We start from the raw sequence: 16826 nt of genomic DNA, 5'->3' as shown, positions 1-16826 counted from the left end.
GTGAAACAACTCTGGATCTGGGCACTTATTCTGGTGACGATGGTCGGGTGTGGGGGACAGGAGGTTGTACCCGAAAAAGAGGGGTCAGAGGGTTCTCCGCAGACAGAAGCGAGTTCAGGGGAAACGGAAGAAAAACCGATGGACGAAGGAGCGGCCATTCCGCCGTTTGAGCTAACAACGGAAATGGTGGATGCTTTGAAGAAGGGCGAGATCCCAGGTTTGCCGATTGATTTTGGTGCAACCGAAACAGCCGTGATCGATACTTTGGGAGAGCCGCAGAAACGAGAGGAAGACGAACCGTCCGGGCACGTGGAGTTGGTTTATGAACATGCGACGGTTGATTTGTCCTATTACCAATCAGGCAGTCAGACCAAGCTGGACGAGCCGATTGTAAGCGGCATTCTCTTTCATATTGGTTTGAAAAAAGATGAGATCAAGCGCGTATTGGGGGAGCCGACCGATGAGAGAGCGGTGGCTCCTGGATATCCGGAATTGGAGTATATACCGGGGCCTTTTTTACTGCTCTTTTTGACGGAGACAGAGCGGGAGTTTGAAGGGCCGTATGATAAGGTGTTGGTGATCGAGCAGTAGGACTCTATAAAAACCCAGCGCTCTTCATTCGCGCTGGGTTTACTACTTATTCATTTAAATAATTTTTCATCTTTTTTCTTACCGGTAATAAATGAAATCGCGCCTACAAACAAGATGATCGAGACGACTATGTTAAGAAAACTAGGATCCAACAGGATCAGTTCCGCGAATGCGTAAACAAACGCGATCACCAGAATGATAAAGCCAGCTGTTTTTCGAGTCATCATAGACACTCCTTACATATAGGATTATTTCCATGGTAACACAGGTGAAAAAGGCGAGGGTCTTTCTAAAAAAACCCGTCGGTGTATTAACCAATCGACGGGTTTTTTCTGTTTAGTTCAGGTCTTCCAGTTCTTCATCGATCTTTTTCTGTTCCTGTTTTTCGGTTTCGCGGATTTCTTTTAGCCGTTCTTCTTGTTCTTGTCGTACCAGAACGCCGATTTTGTTTTTACGGTCGATAAAGTGGGATTTCAGTTTCTCTTTGCGTTTTCCTACTTTCTGCATCAGGACATAGTTGTCTTCGATCTTGCCAAGTTCTTTTAAGGCTTTCGTAGCATCCAGCAGGCGCTGGTTCTCTTTGTCCACCAACTCAAGGGCATCTTTATAGGCCAGCTCGTGCAATTCGTTCTGGTTGATGGTATCGCGGTCATCTACCTGTTTTTCACTGTCTTTTCGCCATCGAGTCCATTTTTCTTTGAGGATCTCGTACTCGCTGGTGAAATACTGAGAGAGATCCCGCTCATCAGTGACAGTCTCGTAGGAGCCGCCTCCGGCATCGGCGGCTTGCTTTAACGCCTTTTGACCGGCATCATCTACATCGAACCCGATGATGTTGACGATTGCCTGGATATTTGACTCATAAAGGGATCGGGCAGCTGCCACTGGGTCGCCGCCGCAGGTCTCTTCCCCGTCACTTACCACATATACGACATTTTGTTTCGATGTAGACGATTGTTTTTCCAGATCCTTGCCCGCTGACTCAATCGCGGCTGCCAACGGGGTCCATCCCGTGGGTTGGAAACGGTCCAGAGCTTTTTGGAAAGCGGCTTCGTCATATTTTTTTAGCGGATAAACCAGTTCGTTGCTGTTACAGGAGACTTCCTTATCCTTCCGGCTGTTGCTTCCTTTGTGCCCATAGACCCGCAAACCGACATGCACATCTGAAGGAAGAGAGGAAGCAAACGATTGGACGGCCGATTTGGCTAAATCCATCCGAGTTTTCCCATCTACACGCTCTGCCATGCTGCCGCTGGCATCCAGCAGGATCACCACATTGAGATGGGTTTCGTTTTCCGGTCGGGAAATATCGCCCGGTTTAGATGTTTTCACCTGAATGGAAGGATCGAATTCATCGATCGTTTTGTCAATAGGCTGATAGTCTTCAGCGAGCAGTTGGATTAGTTCATTGTAGGCTTCCTCTGTGGACAAGTTCTCGGGCAGCTTTTCCAGCTCTTGTAACACTTGATCAGTATCGTATTGTTTCCCGGCATAGGTACCAGGCCCCTCTTTTAACATTCCGTCTATGTCTGTGGCTGCTGATAAAGTGTTTTTTTCCGTTTTCGAAGTTCCAAAGGAGCAGCCAGAAAACAGGAGGGTAATGGATAGAAACAGATAAAACCAGGATCGGGACAACGAATTCACCTCTTTTTTCCTTTTAATCAAGAACGATTCTAAACGAAAAAGATCCAGTTGTCACTCGATTTGAAGTTAAAAATGAGCGAATTTGCCCACATTCAATAGAAATGAGCAAACTCATTTGGTATAATACACTCAGGTTTTTTTCCAATTTATGAACATTTGTGGAGGGGGAGTATCATGAAAAAGTTAGGTTTTGGAGTGTTTATGGCTCTATTACTATTGGTACTGAGTGGATGCGGTTTACTGACACAAGCTGGAGATTCAAAAGGCGAAACCAATTCCTCTAAAACAGAGGAGGGAACCTCTGATGAAAACTCCGAAGAATCGGAAGAAGTAGGACAGGCGGCGAATGTGACAGGCGAACAGCCTTGGTTTGCACAAATTCGGTTTCGGTATTCCTGGGAATATGGAGTCGTACCTCGAGCCAGCACGGGAGGGATCTGGTACTATACAGAGGAAAAGCATCCTGGGACCTTGGATAACCTAAAGGATCAAGAGATCGATTGGGGCAAGGTGGATATTCTCCACATCCAGCTTGCAAACAAAGAGTACTATGGTCATGAAATCGAAGTCCTTTCTATTGAGTATGCAGAAGGTGACTTGGTAAAAGTTACGGTCAGATTAAAACCGGATGAGGATGGTTACCAGGCGGAGGAAAATGACGCAGCCCGAGTCTTTATTAAAGTAGAAAAAGGTTCCTTAGAGAATAAGAAATTCATCGTGCAGACGGATGAAGGGGAAAAGCTGAATACAAATTGATGAATGATCGGGATAAATCGGTTCTGGCTTTACGGAACCGATTTTTTTAACGATATCCTACGTGTTCTGATTATCATCCGGAATGCTAATCTATTCGGATGCAAATAGGTGCAAAGTCGTATTGCGGAGGAAGGATTCCTTTTTTATCCTGGGAACATGGGAATGATTTGACAATCATTTTACTTTTATATGAGGAGGCTTGAGGACGGGAACCATGAGACGAATCGGAACGGGATTCCTGGCCCTGATGTTGGTATTCACGGCTGGGTGTTCCCTGTTGGTACAGTCGGATCCGTCAGCGGACAACAAATTGAAAGAGGAAAAAACAGCAGAAAAGGAGCCCGACTACTCTGGGCTGAAAGCCCCGGCAGAATTGGATTCTGTGGATATCCTGCGGGGGCCTGGTCAGTTTTCCGGGACCCAGTATGATCTGAAGAAGATTCGGCCTGAGCTGGACGAGATCTCTGCCGCGGTGTCTGCCGCTCAACTAGAGTCCCAGTTGATCAAGATGATGGCGGAGGATTTCCGGCCCTATGTGAAGAAGTTCGAGGACTTTGATACGTCGGTCATCGACATTGAGGCGGGACCGGGCGGTATTCGTGAGATCGAGGTGCCGGAAGGACAAGAAGTGAATGTGGTGATCCTGCTGGACGCCAGCGGCAGCATGGCGGAAAAGGTGGAAGGCGGGCAAAAGATGGATCTGGCCAAGGCGTCGGTCCAGAACTTTGTCGCCAACATGCCCAAAGGGGCCAACGTCTCCCTTCAGGTATACGGACATAAGGGCAGTAGCAGCAAAAGCGACAAGGATGTCTCCTGTAGCAGTATCGAAGAGATTTACAAACTGGGCCAGTATGACGACAAAAAGTTTCAGTCTGCCTTGAAGGCGGTCAAGCCTGCAGGATGGACTCCCCTGGGCGGTGCGATTGAATATGCCAAGGATTCACTTGCCGATCATACGGGGGGCAACGTCCAAAACATCGTTTATGTGGTCAGTGACGGGATTGAGACCTGTGATGGGGACCCGGTGGCGGCAGCCGAGGAGCTTCATGAATCCGACATAGAGGCGGTGGTGAATATCATCGGATTTGATGTGGATGACGAAGGGCAGGAAGCGCTGTTGGACGTGGCCAATGCCGGTGGCGGCACCTATCAATCAGCGGAAACCAAGGTGGCCCTGGAAGAGTATTTCGAAGGGGAATTTAGACGCCTTCGCGAAGAATGGCAACAATGGGCCAAGGTCCATGAAGAAAAAGCCCGGATCATAGCCTCTCATAAGCTAGGCCACCTGGATCAGAACCATCAGGACTTGCGCCGTTTGGCCGAATGGGAGCACGCCCACTTTAAAGACGCCCTCACCTATTTAAAAGAGGAACGGGACTTTGAGTACAGCACGATTTCAGCAGTGCAATCCCGTTTCTACAATCGTCGGGAAGCGTTGAAGCGCTATTCCTACCAAACAAAAGAGCAACTGAAGAAGGAAGTGCGCACCAACCGGGACCAAATCCGGGATGATGTCCGTTATAAACGGGATAAGGAACGAGACAAGCTATCCAACTGATAAGGAAAGGAAGGGGTGCATATGTCCAGAATCGGGTGGATTCTTTTGTTGGTCGGATTGTTGATTGTCGGTGCCGGATGCGGAATGCTGGGAAGCGGCGAATCGGATGCCGATGCGGAAGAACAGGAAGAGACGACGGAAGTCGCTACGATTGTGTTTGGGGATTATCCACAAGACGAGGGGAATTATGAAATCATTCACCCTCGTAAACATTTCGGCAGGGACGAGGACGTTGCGATGGCTTTTCAGATGCCTGGAGAGAAAAAGTTCGATGTGACGAGGTTGAAGTTCCAGATCATTAAAGCCGACGGGGATCGCGTTCTCCAAGAGATGATTGAAGAAGTGAAACCGAAAGATCATCAATTGAAATGGGAGTTCACCAGTTCTTCTTCCTTTCATGGGTTTTACGAGACGGGCGACTACCAGATGAAGGTATGGCGCGGCAAAGACTTACTCGCCGAGGGCGACTTTATTATTATGGACTGATTGCATACGGGAGGGTACGTACGTGAAGAAAGGTTGGCTGCTGGCGCTGTGTGCTGTTTTGTTGATCGTGGGTACGGGTTGCGGTATGTTCTCCGATAAAGAGGCTGATGCGGATGCCGAGGAAAAGGGGCCGCAAGTCTCCAAAATTGAATTCGGGGATTATCCCCGGGATGAAGGAAACTTTGAAGCGTTAAACCGTCGCAAGCACTTCGGTAAGGACGAATCCTTCGCCATGGTGTTCCATATGCCTAAGGAACAGCAATTCGACACCACCCGGCTTAAAATTCAAATCATCAATAAGGACGGGGATCGGGTGTTGCAGGAGATGATTCAGGAAGTAAAGCCGGACGAAAACAAATACAAGTGGGAGTTCAGCAACTCATATGAGTTCCATGGCTTCTATGAGACCGGAAACTATGAGATGAAGGTTTGGCGCGGCGAGGATCTGCTCGCGGAAGGGGAATTTGTCATTACGGATTGATTGCTTAATAGAAGGGAATTTACCCCTGAGCTGATTGACGAAAGGCATGGAGCTACTTCTCAGTGTCTGGTGTACAACGGTCGATCTTCAGCTCGGGGTAGACTTCCCTCTAAATCTAAACCATTTCTAATACGAGGGGTGTCATATGTTTAAGAAAGTAACGATTTTTATGACTATAGTAGCAATCGTCTTTCTGATCGCTTGTAGCCCAAATGAAAGTGACAACTATAAAAATGAGAAGTCTACGGAAAAGCATGATGCATCACAAAGTATCGAGGATATATTGGAAGCCGAACCAGGCACGTTTGCCGGGGATCAATACGATATCGATCAAATTAAAAAGGAGCTTAAAAAACATGACAAAATGGATCCAGAAGAAGCGTATGGCTTGATGCTTTCTCTGGTAGCGGAAGATTACAGGCCTTTTAAAAAGGCATTTGATGAGTTTGACACCGAACATAAGTTAAGTGATCAACCCGATATTGCAACTGGTCTGGATTTTGTGCCGGAAAAATTAAATGTAGCGATCTTGTTGGATGCGAGTGGAAGCATGGCGGCACAAGTGCCGGGTGGCGTGAAGATGGATTTGGCAAAAGACGCTGTCCATCACTTCGCCTCCAACCTTCCAAAAGAAGCCACCGTTTCACTGAGAGTCTACGGTCACAAAGGAAGCAACAGTCGAAAAGACAAGGCAATCTCTTGTGACAGCAATGAGGTTATCTATGAAGCCAATACATATGATGACGATCGTTTCCAGCAATCACTGGACAGCGTCAAACCCACGGGTTGGACTCCTTTGGCGGCTGCAATCCAAAGCGCTAGAGACGATTTAAGTACCAACTCCCAGAACGCCCGCAATTTGGTTTATGTCGTAAGTGATGGAGAGGAGACGTGTGGCGGCGATCCAGTAAAAGAAGCGAAGAAATTAAATCAGTCGGACATACAGGCGATGGTCAATATCATTGGTTTTGATGTGGATGATAAAGGCCAAATAGAATTAAAACAAGTAGCGGAAGCCGGCGGTGGCGTATACGAAACGGTCAACACGGAAGAAGAATTGCGGGAGTTTATGGAAAGGGAACGTGATAAAATTGAAGAAGCATGGGAGGATTGGAAAAATGAGAATTACGGTTCAATTGCACAACAAAACTCAGACAAATACTACGAGTTAATAGATTTGGAAGATGAATTTTATAAATTTTTAATACAAGAAGAAGATCGGTTGTATAAGATATTAATTATTATGGAAGATATGGAATTAATAGACGGGAATAGTAACAATGTAGATGAATTGATTAAATCTAGAACGCGTAATCTAGATAATTATGCTAGTAGTTACGGTAATAAATTTAACGAAGAGATAGAAAAGGATAAGAAGCGAACAGAAAAAGAGATTGAAAAGAAATCCGAAAGTGACTAATAAAGTATGGAGGAAAGAACAGCCTGAGCGATCCATTAGATGGACCTCGTTGTTGCTCGTGAGTGTATTCTTCCTTACAATGCTATTCCAGCCTTTAGCGGCTGTCGCGTCACCAGTGATCTCGGAGGGGTTCAATCCAAAGTCGAAATTAGAAGTAGACCCCAAAACGGGAATCCAACGTTATAATCCGAAAAGTGAAGGTGTTAAAAGTTCGGATGGAGTAACACAAGAAGAAAGTGTGAAAACTGAGGCAAATCTAAGCCAAGACGAAGGGGTCGATTGGTCTTCTTCTTCAAATGTAGGTTTAATATTACATGTTGTTTGGAATACCACGATGGATTGGACCCCTCAGTTAGTGATGAGTAAGAAATTCGGTTTTGAGTACTATATCAATGATAAAGGATATTCTATATTTAAAGGTAAAGCGGCTCATCACTTCCGTAGCTTGAACAATTTTAAAATTAAGCTTGGAAGCAAAGAACTTGCAATAGGAAAGCCCATAGCAAACTTCCTTGTTAATTCGATTGGACGACAGGGGATGAGTGGGGTAAGATACAGTCCCGATAATCCGAAACTACAAAACTTCTTAAATGCGAAAAACTTTTACTAAGAATAACCCCTCTATAGCTAGTGCAGTAAAGTATGAGCTGCGCAATGCTTTTGCGGAAAACGTGAACTTCAGGAGTTCAAGTTTCAATTCCGCATCATCGGTAGCAAAAAAAGCAGGGTGGATTGGAACACTCATTACAGTGGGTTTTACAACCTATGATCATACATTTGGAGGTAAAGCAGATGAAGGGCTTGCATCCAGCGGAAATCTCGCTTCATTAACAACGGATTTAGCATTTGTTATAGCGTATGGCTTAGCGGGGGCAGCTTTGGCAGGGTTGCTAGCTGCTGGTCTTGCCGCTGTGGGTATAGTAGCTTTACCACTCTAGCTGTTACTTGGGGTTGGTTTAGCAGTACTTATTGGTTTTGTTGTGGAAAATTACTTAGGCGGAGCTAAAGAAGCCTCGACAAGGTGTGAAGTGGACATATGAAAAAATGTCACAAGGTGCAACATGGGTATATGAAAAAGGATCTCAAGGAGTATCGTGGGCTGGTGAAAAACTATCTGATGGTGTGACATGGGTAGGGGATAAATTCAAGGGAGCCTGGAATTGGGTTACAGGCTAAAAATGGGGTGTAAGTGTGAAAGGCAAACCATCTATTGTAGCATATTTTCTTATATTGATTTTCCCGTTTGTTACTGGAGGAGGTACAGCTGTATTACCTGATATATCAAGTATTTGGATAGGTATATGGCTATTCTCTTTACTTTTGCTTATAGCTTGGATTGTTCTAGGTAACATTATTGGGTCTTTTGAAAAACTAACCCACAGATTTATTTTTATAATTTCATCAATAAATATAGGTGTTTTTTATGCTTTGGCTATAGTATGGAGAATTTCGGGGGAAGTAATTTGGCTAGGTATAGTTTCGGTAATTCTGTATATTTCCTCCATTGTTTTGGGTTACAAATATAGAAAGTCCATTTGTTTAACACTATATGCAGATTTGAGTAGTAGAGGGGAAAAAGAGAAAGACAGCTTATTATCTATTGCTATATTGTTTATTGCTGGCGCAATTGTTTCTTTTACCGGAGGAGGTAGCATACCGGGTTCAATATTATTTGTATGTAGCCTGTTAATTAGTACATTTTTCTCTGCCTTTTATTATCGAGCGGAACTTATGATTTCGTCTAAGGAGGACAATAATGTTCATTAAAATACTTCAAGGAATGGGAGCAGGCTTGATTCTTTCATTGGTATTAAGTGTCATTCTGGGTTTTTTCCTTATGGGTCTGGATTGGGTATTTATTTTTCTTGTGACATTGATCACCTATCTACCGGCGGGATATGTTGCTGCCAGAGGATATGAGCATCCTTATGTTTCAGCAGGAATAGCAGGATTGTTACTCATGGTATTTAATCAGTTGTTTACGATCATATCTTATGAATGCCAGATCCATCCTCGCTTGTCATCGGTTTAATGGTGTCATTGTTCGTGTCGTTATTCGGCGGACTGTTGGCCGATCGACCCTGGATTCGTGCATAATATTTGAGGTGAAGCGGATTGTTGACCATAAAAGATGCTTTTGGTTTTTATATCAGCCACTTGGGTAAAATCTTGACGGTTGCGATCACGTTGGTTTTTCCTATCCAACTGTTTTGCTTTATCTTTTCCATGATCGTATCACTTTTTTACGATTACTACGGAATCTTTGGGGCTGTATTCAACATGTTTTTATTTTTGACTTGCTTGTTCCTTTCCCAAGTCCCGTTTATTCAGTTAATGTTTCAAGATGTTCTAGAAGGAGAGGTTGAGTTAAAACAACTGTACAAGCGTTTCTTTCAATTGTTTTTTCCTGTGTTGATGATGTCGATTTTATTTGGAATCGCGGTCGTCATTGGATTGACATTTTTGATCATACCGGGGATAATTCTCTTTCTCGTGTTGTTTTTGTTCCCATATTCAGATGAAGGTTTGGCGCGGCGAGGATCTGCTCGCGGAAGGGGAATTTGTCATTACGGATTGATTGCTTAATAGAAGGGAATTTACCCCTGAGCTGATTGACGAAAGGCATGGAGCTACTTCTCAGTGTCTGGTGTACAACGGTCGATCTTCAGCTCGGGGTAGACTTCCCTCTAAATCTAAACTATTTCTAATACGAGGGGTGTCATATGTTTAAGAAAGTAACGATTTTTATGACTATAGTAGCAATCGTCTTTCTGATCGCTTGTAGCCCAAATGAAAGTGACAACTATAAAAATGAGAAGTCTACGGAAAAGCATGATGCATCACAAAGTATCGAGGATATATTGGAAGCCGAACCAGGCACGTTTGCCGGGGATCAATACGATATCGATCAAATTAAAAAGGAACTTGAAAAACATGACAAAATGGATCCAGAAGAAGCGTATGGCTTGATGCTTTCTCTGGTAGCGGAAGATTACAGGCCTTTTAAAAAGGCATTTGATGAGTTTGACACCGAACATAAGTTAAGTGATCAACCCGATATTGCAACTGGTCTGGATTTTGTGCCGGAAAAATTAAATGTAGCGATCTTGTTGGATGCGAGTGGAAGCATGGCGGCACAAGTGCCGGGTGGCGTGAAGATGGATTTGGCAAAAGACGCTGTCCATCACTTCGCCTCCAACCTTCCAAAAGAAGCCACCGTTTCACTGAGAGTCTACGGTCACAAAGGAAGCAACAGTCGAAAAGACAAGGCAATCTCTTGTGACAGCAATGAGGTTATCTATGAAGCCAATACATATGATGACGATCGTTTCCAGCAATCACTGGACAGCGTCAAACCTACGGGTTGGACTCCCTTGGCGGCTGCAATCCAAAGCGCTAGAAACGATTTGAGTGCCAACTCCCAAAACGCCCGCAATTTGGTTTATGTCGTAAGTGATGGAGAGGAGACGTGTGGCGGTGATCCAGTAAAAGAAGCGAAGAAATTAAACCAGTCGGACATACAGGCGATGGTCAATATCATTGGCTTTGATGTGGATGATAAAGGGCAAAAAGAATTAAAACAAGTAGCGGAAGCCGGTGCTGGCGTATACGAAACGGTTAACACAGAAGAAGAATTACAGGAGTTTATGGAAAGGGAACGCGAAAAAATAGAAGAAGCATGGGAGGATTGGAAAAATGAGAATTATGGTTCAACTGCTCAACAAAAATCAGACAAATATTCTAATTTAGCAGATCTGGAAAGTGAGTTTTATAATATTTTTTCACAAGAAGAATCTAGATTGCATAGGTTAGAGATGATCATGGACGATATGGGGTTAATAGGTGGAGACAATAATAAGGTGGATGATCTGATTCAATCACGAGGAGAAAAATTAGATATATATATTAGTGATTACAGTGATAAATTGGAAGAGGCAATAGAAGAAGATGATAAAAAAACAGAAAGGAAGATTGAGGAGAAGTCTCAAAGAGACTGAAATGTAGAAGTAGAACCATGTCCGCTCGGATGCTCTCTTTATTTTTTCTGATTGGTTGGATTGTGTATGGTCACTTTTTTGGAACTTTTCACGGGAGCATGCTTCTGAAAAACATTTTTTATCGAACCTTAAAAAAAGCAGGCTGTCTCCATCGAGTTGTTCCCCCATGTGCCGGAATTACACCTCAATTGGCCAAATAAACCGTTTCCGGAATTCTTCACACAGACAAGGGCCGGTATAGGGAAGGGCATCGTCAAAATCGTGAAAGGATGATTTTCATGCTTCACACGGAGCAGGAATATAAAAAGACCCTTCATAAGATGAAGGAATTCGAAGAGCATATGCGTCAGGTGCAGCAACAGTTGCAAGACGAAGGCTATAATACCGAAGAGGTTGAGCGAGCGGTCGGACCGTTGCGTAACTTGTACGACGACATGAAATGGGAAGTAGACTTGTACGAACGATGCCAGAAGGGCAACTTCCAAGGTATCCAACATGACTTTGGTAAAATGTTAATTGCTTATCGGATTTATCGCGGATGGAGTCAGGCTGAACTGGCTCGTCGATTGAATGTCTCCCGTGCTCAGATCAGCAAAGATGAAAGCAACGAATACCATGGCATCAGCTATGTGAAGGCTCAACGCATCATGCAGGTATTAGGTGTGCAGTTACACTCGTACTTGGATCCCAACGGACCACAGGAGGATCCGTCCGATGAGTCTCCGAGTACCTTTGTCGGACATGGAGATTTCGTGATAAATTAACTGCTATGGATCGATAGCACCCCCCGATGGGGTGTTTTTATGTGTACGCTTGTTAGTCCTACACCCGTGAATTGAAAAAATTCTACGCTCACCGGCGACGTGTCGGTACCTGTAGCCAGGGGAATTAAAGAGGCCGAAGGATTAGCTCCCACGGCGATCCAATTACAACAGCTAGGCAGTGCTTAGCTGTCTTTTTTATCCTTCTCCTGCTTCATACACCAACTCTCAAGAAGTTGCGACAGGGAATCTAACCCCTCTTCCCCGGCAAATGAATCTTCGCTTGCTATTTGTACCATCGTGTTTTCCGCTTCCTCATTGCTTACGGTCAAGATATAGCCGTTCAGTCTTGTAAACACCTCTAGGGCAGCATATGCGGTACGCTTGTTGCCATCATGGAAGTAATGTCCTTGTATCAGTGATTGGGTAAGCACCGCCGCCTTTCGCCAAAAGGCGGGATGTACTTCTACTCCGAAGTGCTCTGCTTGGGGGCGATAAACCGCTGCTTCCAGTCCAGATTCGTCACGGACTCCTGTCCCTCCCCCGCCGTATTTCATCATGATGATGTCATGTGCCAGTATTACTTCCTCAACGGTTAAATATCTGGTTTTCACGGAGTTATCGATCCTTCAGATTTTTAAATACTTGGTCACGTTCGGTAAGCACAGCATCTAAGGTGCGTAAAAAGTCTTCGCTGACTCCCTCAGGGAGGGTTCGAACCGGACGGATGCGAATTTCGTTTCGCTGCTCGTCATAGCTTACTTCAATCTTATCGCCGCGCTTCAGTCGCATTTTATCCAGAAATTCTGACGGTACACTTACACCCGTGGTGTTGCCCATACGTCCGACTGTACGGATCTGGCTTGGGTTTTTGCTCATTTTCACACCCACTTTATTTGCTTACTCCTTCCATTATGGATATTCAAAGAAAGGTTTAAACTTGATCATTGTTATAACAAGTATAACATAAAAGATCGTCGATAAACCTGTTCGATACAACAAAACACATCTTCCAACGATTTGGATCGTCGATGAAACCTACTACTACCCCTATGCACTCCAACAACAAAACCATCGCCCCTTCCACCATAACGGTAGAGGGGCGATTCTCTCTCTTTTAAATCTTTTACCTTTACATCGACTGTGTCGGAAACTTCCCTCCGGTTTCTTCTCTTACCACCGCTTCTGCTTCCGCTTTTCCTTTATCCAGGTTGACCAGCAGCAGCATGAGGATGCCGGCGATGAAGAAAAAGGAGAGGGCGGTGATGCCGTAGCGGCTGGAGCCGGTGAGCTGGCCCACCAGACCGAAGAGGAAGGGGCCGAAGATGGAGGCGAATTTGCCGGAAAGGCCGTAAAAGCCGAAGAATTCGGCGTTGCGGTGGACCGGGACCAAGCGGGTGAAGATGGAGCGGCTCAAGGATTGGCTCCCTCCCTGGACGGTTCCTACCAGAATGGCCAGCAGGTAGAAATGAAGGGCGGTCTGCATAAAGTAACCCAGGATGACGATCATGAGGTAGATGCCCAGTGTGGCGATCAGGGTTCGCATGGCCCCCGTCTTTTCGGCGATCTTGCCGAAAAGGAGAGTGAATGGGATGCCGACGAACTGAGTGATCAGGAGGGCGGCGATCAGGTCGGTCTGGCCGATGCCGATCTCGCGGCCGTAGATGGTGGCCATCTTGATGATGGTATTGATGCCGTCGGAGAAGAACCAGAAAGCGATCAAGAATTTGAGGAGTTCGGGGTAGCGTTTCAGGCTGCGGATCGTTTGCAGGGTGGAGCGGATGCCGGAGGAAGCGTGGGCGAAGGGGCTTTCTTTGGGAGCATCGTTACTTGCAGGATGTTTCTTCACATGGCGGAAAAAGGGGATGGAAAAAACAAACCACCAGATTCCCACGGAGAAAAAGGAGAGCTGGGTGGCCACCTGGGCATCGGGCAAACCAAAGGCGGCCGGAAAGGAGATCATGGCCAGGTTGATGGCCAACAGGATTCCGCCTCCGATATAACCGTAGGCGTATCCCCGGGAGGAGACATAGTCTCGTTTTTTCTCCTCGGGGACGAGATCGGTCAGGAAAGCGTCGTAAAAGACATTGCCGCCGGAAAAAGCCAACGTTCCCAGGATGACCAGGATGGAAGCCAGAATCCACTGTCCTTCCCCCACAAAGGCGAGCAAGATGGAAGCGACGACGCCCATATAGGTGAAAAAGCGGAGGAAAGCGCGTTTGGAGTGAGAGCGGTCGGCGATGGCGCCGAGCACCGGGGCCAAAAGAACGACAAAGATCAGAGCAATCGATTGGGTATAGCCCCAGTATGCAGTCTTGGTGGTGTCATCCAGGCCTGTGGCCGCCACATCGGCGTAGTAGATGGGCATCACCGCCGCCATGATGGTGGTGGCGAAAGCGGAGTTGGCCCAGTCATACATCACCCAGGCACGGACCGCTTTTCGGTTCATCGCGATCATTCCTCTCAGATGAGTTTCTTCCATTACAAGTATTCGCCGGTGTACAGGGGCCTGTCCTTCCGTCAAAATCTTTTTCGCCATTACCAGCAAAAGGGGACTTGACAAGGAGCGGAATGTCCGTTTTCTTGCGGAAAAAAGGGTATCCTGCCATCCGGGTTCATGGTAAAATGAATACCAGTTGACCTTGTCAAACCGTGTAGAATCTTGGCATGTTTCCATGCCTTTATACATATTTCGGGATTCCATCCCACGGGAGATTTGAACGAAGGAGTCCGATGGACATGAACACAATGAAACCAGGCGATTGGATCCGAAACACCTACCGGGTGCTCCATTCCTTCCCTTTTGTCCAGGGGGTGCTTCACTATGCCGAAATTCCCAAGCAGACGGATGCGGTAACCCATGATGAAGAACCCATTCCCACCCGTTTTCTGCATGGGATGGATCTTCGTCATATTCAGAGGGGGGCACAGCTGGGCGAACTGTTAAAGCGGGACCGGCAGGCGTTCGTGCCGTTGCAGGGGTTGTTCGTGGAAAAAGGAACCCTCTTCCAGGTATATGGCAAGATGGATGGAACACTGATGGCTCACCATCTGTACCAGGCCGTTCCTCTCTCCCTGGGAGAGACCCTGGATTTGCTGCGGGCGATTGCCGGTCATTGGGTGCAGTTGGAAGAGCAGGGGCAATTTGCAGTTATTCATCCGCAGAATATGCTGATCTCGGCTGATACAGTCCGATTTCTGTACGGGGGAGCCCACGGCCTTTTGCCCAAGTGGAACGGAAACAACCCCTCCCCGGAAAAGAACCCGGAGATGCGCCGCAAGCAGGAGCATTCCCTGGATGCTTACTCCCTTGGCGCCCTTACCTACATCATGTTGACAGGCACCAGTCCTCAACCGGGCTCAGGATTGGAACCCGTCCGGTCCTTCCGCAGCGATGTGCCGGAGGGGCTGGAATACTTTGTGATGCACAGTCTTCAGGCCAAACCGGAAGAGCGCCCCACCATCGGTCAGCTGTGGAATTGGCTGGAGCAGATTCCGGTGGAAGCCGACAGGCAAAAAAAAAAAGATGATCTCATCTACTACATGACTCCCGGTTGGGCCGGTTTCAAAGAGGACTGGTTCAGCCGGGGGGTGACGCAGGCACAGGCAGCTCCACCCGCAGGGGGGCTGGATCCCGAGCAATGGGAAGGATGGCAAGCGGGCGAAGTGGATGACGGGTCCGCCGGTCGCTCCCCCTCTCATTCCCGTATGGCCAATGGGGCCGAAGAAGTGTTAAACCCCGTGTGGCACAAGGATTCCGTGAAGCAGGCGCCATTGGAGAGCGGCTCCCTTGAGGCGGAAGGGACCCCGTCTGAAACTGAAAAGAAACATTCCCGCCCCGTTATCTTCAAACAGCGGGAAAAATCCTCTCCCCGGCCCCAGTGGCTCGTCTGGGCGGCGACGGGAGCAGCCGTCTTGCTGTTGTTGGCGGGAGGGGGATGGGCCGTCACCTCCTATTTGGGGGATGACAACTCCATTGCCGAGGGGGCCAGCCCGGAGGAAAAAGCGGCCAAAGCGGCCCAACATTATGAAGAGTCTGTCCGTGCTTACAAAGAAGGGGAGATGGACAGGGCCATCCAGTTAGGCAAACAAAGTGTGGAGTTAAATCCCGAGGAGAAGGGATACCTCCTCCACCTGGCCAATATTTACGGGGAGCAGAAGCAATATGACCAAGGCGTTCGTCTCCTGAAAAACGGAGTGAAACAGATTCCCGATGCGGATGTGTATGATGCGTTGGTTGTTCATGCTTATTATGCGGAAGATTGGGAGGAAGCGGAGCGGGCTATCGGACGGGCGCTCTCCCTGGAACCGAAACACCCGGAATACCTCTACCACCAAGGAAAGATCCAGGGGGCGATGGGAGATTACACCGCCGCGACCCGTTCCATCCAGTTTGCCATTGACCAGGATCGAAACAATGCCCTCTATCATCACGACCGTGCCATCTTCCTCCTAAAGGACAAAGATCTGGAACGGGCCAAAAATTATGCATGGCGAGCCGCCAAACTGGAACCGGAGAATGCCCGCTACTGGATCACGACGGGCAATATCTATCTGGCGGATCGAGAGCGCGTAAAAAAGGATAAATCCCTCTCTTCCAAAGAACGCCGTTTTGAGGGTCTCACCTTGGCCCGCCACGCCATCAATTTCTACTCCGAAGCGGTGGAGATAAACCCCAAAAACGCTCGAGCCCATTACCGCCTCTCCATCGCCCATTATTATAACGAGGACTATGACGCCGCCCGGCAAAGCGCGGAACAGGCGGTGAAACGGGAACCGGGCCGGGCACTCCACCACTACCAACTGGGTGTGGTGTTGGCCAAACAGGGGGAATTGGAACAGGCGGAGAACAGTTTGAAAAAGGCCCGTGAAATCGACCCGGACAATGGTCGCTACCAGGAAGCCTTGGATGAATTGGGCTAGTACTACAGTTGTACTTAAAGAGCAGGCGTAGATGTGAGAAGGGAGGGTGGTGGGATGGCTGCGATCCTTTGTACTCATAGAGCACAAGTCTCGCCTAGGTCGCTTCGCTTCCGGTCTCGCTATGCGCTTTTTGCAAGAGATCGAAGACAGCCCGCCAGCCCGACCCACCCACGCTCATATACAACTCTTTGAACAAATGCAACTGTAG

The 16826-nt window shown here is 47.2% G+C and carries 18 protein-coding genes; 13 read left to right on the top strand and 5 right to left on the bottom strand.

Annotation, left to right across the window (positions count from 1 at the left end):
- Window positions 1-591: a hypothetical protein gene (locus tag JOE21_RS14745; protein ID WP_309867791.1), complete on the top strand. Its 591-nt coding sequence runs from the start codon at window positions 1-3 to the stop codon at window positions 589-591.
- A 50-nt stretch (window positions 592-641) separates the two neighbouring features.
- On the opposite strand, the gene JOE21_RS14740 is transcribed toward JOE21_RS14745, so the two are convergent.
- Together JOE21_RS14740 and JOE21_RS14735 are read right to left on the bottom strand one after the other, a co-directional pair.
- On the bottom strand, window positions 642-815 hold the full coding sequence (locus JOE21_RS14740; RefSeq protein WP_309867788.1) for a hypothetical protein: 174 nt from the start codon (window positions 813-815) through the stop codon (window positions 642-644).
- A gap of 112 nt (window positions 816-927) precedes the next feature.
- Window positions 928-2226: a VWA domain-containing protein gene (locus tag JOE21_RS14735; protein WP_309867785.1), complete on the bottom strand. Its 1299-nt coding sequence runs from the start codon at window positions 2224-2226 to the stop codon at window positions 928-930.
- 183 nt (window positions 2227-2409) lie between these two features.
- Here JOE21_RS14735 and JOE21_RS14730 point away from each other — a divergent pair, with 183 nt between their 5' ends.
- The 11 genes from JOE21_RS14730 to JOE21_RS14680 all read left to right on the top strand — a co-directional run bounded on the left by JOE21_RS14730 (window position 2410) and on the right by JOE21_RS14680 (window position 11698).
- The gene (locus tag JOE21_RS14730; protein ID WP_309867783.1) at window positions 2410-2991 is read left to right on the top strand and encodes a hypothetical protein; all 582 of its coding nucleotides are present in this window, start codon (window positions 2410-2412) and stop codon (window positions 2989-2991) included.
- Window positions 2992-3205: 214 nt separating this feature from the next.
- On the top strand, window positions 3206-4549 hold the full coding sequence (locus JOE21_RS14725; protein ID WP_309867780.1) for a vWA domain-containing protein: 1344 nt from the start codon (window positions 3206-3208) through the stop codon (window positions 4547-4549).
- A 21-nt stretch (window positions 4550-4570) separates the two neighbouring features.
- Window positions 4571-5035 (top strand): hypothetical protein, encoded by a 465-nt coding sequence (locus JOE21_RS14720; RefSeq protein ID WP_309867776.1) that lies wholly within the window; start codon window positions 4571-4573, stop codon window positions 5033-5035.
- Window positions 5036-5057: 22 nt separating this feature from the next.
- On the top strand, window positions 5058-5516 hold the full coding sequence (locus JOE21_RS14715; protein ID WP_309867774.1) for an outer membrane protein assembly factor BamD: 459 nt from the start codon (window positions 5058-5060) through the stop codon (window positions 5514-5516).
- Window positions 5517-5661: 145 nt separating this feature from the next.
- Window positions 5662-6936: a vWA domain-containing protein gene (locus tag JOE21_RS14710; RefSeq protein ID WP_309867771.1), complete on the top strand. Its 1275-nt coding sequence runs from the start codon at window positions 5662-5664 to the stop codon at window positions 6934-6936.
- 49 nt (window positions 6937-6985) lie between these two features.
- Window positions 6986-7546 (top strand): hypothetical protein, encoded by a 561-nt coding sequence (locus JOE21_RS14705; protein WP_309867769.1) that lies wholly within the window; start codon window positions 6986-6988, stop codon window positions 7544-7546.
- A 581-nt stretch (window positions 7547-8127) separates the two neighbouring features.
- A complete protein-coding gene (locus JOE21_RS14700) occupies window positions 8128-8703 on the top strand; it encodes a hypothetical protein (RefSeq protein WP_309867767.1) in 576 nt (191 codons plus the stop codon).
- Complete coding sequence (locus tag JOE21_RS14695) at window positions 8693-8968, top strand: hypothetical protein (RefSeq protein ID WP_309867765.1); 276 nt, start codon at window positions 8693-8695, stop codon at window positions 8966-8968. Before JOE21_RS14700 ends, JOE21_RS14695 begins: the two co-directional genes overlap by 11 nt.
- Before the next feature lie 86 nt (window positions 8969-9054).
- Window positions 9055-9522, top strand: a complete 468-nt coding sequence (locus JOE21_RS14690; RefSeq protein WP_309867763.1) for a hypothetical protein — start codon at window positions 9055-9057, stop codon at window positions 9520-9522.
- A 137-nt stretch (window positions 9523-9659) separates the two neighbouring features.
- Window positions 9660-10934, top strand: a complete 1275-nt coding sequence (locus JOE21_RS14685) for a vWA domain-containing protein (protein ID WP_309867760.1) — start codon at window positions 9660-9662, stop codon at window positions 10932-10934.
- Between the two features lie 278 nt (window positions 10935-11212).
- Complete coding sequence (locus tag JOE21_RS14680) at window positions 11213-11698, top strand: helix-turn-helix domain-containing protein (RefSeq protein WP_309867758.1); 486 nt, start codon at window positions 11213-11215, stop codon at window positions 11696-11698.
- A 182-nt stretch (window positions 11699-11880) separates the two neighbouring features.
- Here JOE21_RS14680 and JOE21_RS14675 read toward each other — a convergent pair whose 3' ends face one another.
- The 3 genes from JOE21_RS14675 to JOE21_RS14665 all read right to left on the bottom strand — a co-directional run bounded on the left by JOE21_RS14675 (window position 11881) and on the right by JOE21_RS14665 (window position 14144).
- A complete protein-coding gene (locus tag JOE21_RS14675; protein ID WP_309867756.1) occupies window positions 11881-12309 on the bottom strand; it encodes a type II toxin-antitoxin system death-on-curing family toxin in 429 nt (142 codons plus the stop codon).
- A 4-nt stretch (window positions 12310-12313) separates the two neighbouring features.
- Window positions 12314-12586: an AbrB/MazE/SpoVT family DNA-binding domain-containing protein gene (locus tag JOE21_RS14670; RefSeq protein ID WP_309867753.1), complete on the bottom strand. Its 273-nt coding sequence runs from the start codon at window positions 12584-12586 to the stop codon at window positions 12314-12316.
- A gap of 241 nt (window positions 12587-12827) precedes the next feature.
- A complete protein-coding gene (locus JOE21_RS14665; protein ID WP_309867752.1) occupies window positions 12828-14144 on the bottom strand; it encodes an MFS transporter in 1317 nt (438 codons plus the stop codon).
- A 290-nt stretch (window positions 14145-14434) separates the two neighbouring features.
- Here JOE21_RS14665 and JOE21_RS14660 point away from each other — a divergent pair, with 290 nt between their 5' ends.
- Window positions 14435-16618 carry a tetratricopeptide repeat protein gene (locus tag JOE21_RS14660; protein ID WP_309867750.1) on the top strand — a complete coding sequence of 728 codons (2184 nt, stop codon included), beginning with the start codon at window positions 14435-14437 and terminating at the stop codon, window positions 16616-16618.
- Window positions 16619-16826: the final 208 nt, after the last annotated feature.

It is taken from the genome of Desmospora profundinema (assembly GCF_031454155.1).
Taxonomy (GTDB): Bacteria; Bacillota; Bacilli; order Thermoactinomycetales; family DSM-45169; genus Desmospora; species Desmospora profundinema.
The sequence above is the reverse complement of the archived record's forward strand: the minus strand, read 5'-3'. Positions and strand labels throughout refer to the sequence as shown.

Bases quoted from the DNA above. Each gene is read 5' to 3' on its own strand.
- JOE21_RS14730 (WP_309867783.1), top strand. From the start codon at position 2,410: ATGAAAAAGTTAGGTTTTGGAGTGTTTATGGCTCTATTACTATTGGTA.
- JOE21_RS14725 (WP_309867780.1), top strand. From the start codon at position 3,206: ATGAGACGAATCGGAACGGGATTCCTGGCCCTGATGTTGGTATTCACG.
- JOE21_RS14680 (WP_309867758.1), top strand. From the start codon at position 11,213: ATGCTTCACACGGAGCAGGAATATAAAAAGACCCTTCATAAGATGAAG.
- JOE21_RS14660 (WP_309867750.1), top strand. From the start codon at position 14,435: ATGAACACAATGAAACCAGGCGATTGGATCCGAAACACCTACCGGGTG.
- JOE21_RS14710 (WP_309867771.1), top strand. From the start codon at position 5,662: ATGTTTAAGAAAGTAACGATTTTTATGACTATAGTAGCAATCGTCTTT.
- JOE21_RS14665 (WP_309867752.1), bottom strand. From the start codon at position 14,144: ATGAACCGAAAAGCGGTCCGTGCCTGGGTGATGTATGACTGGGCCAAC.
- JOE21_RS14720 (WP_309867776.1), top strand. From the start codon at position 4,571: ATGTCCAGAATCGGGTGGATTCTTTTGTTGGTCGGATTGTTGATTGTC.
- JOE21_RS14695 (WP_309867765.1), top strand. From the start codon at position 8,693: ATGTTCATTAAAATACTTCAAGGAATGGGAGCAGGCTTGATTCTTTCA.
- JOE21_RS14685 (WP_309867760.1), top strand. From the start codon at position 9,660: ATGTTTAAGAAAGTAACGATTTTTATGACTATAGTAGCAATCGTCTTT.
- JOE21_RS14740 (WP_309867788.1), bottom strand. From the start codon at position 815: ATGACTCGAAAAACAGCTGGCTTTATCATTCTGGTGATCGCGTTTGTT.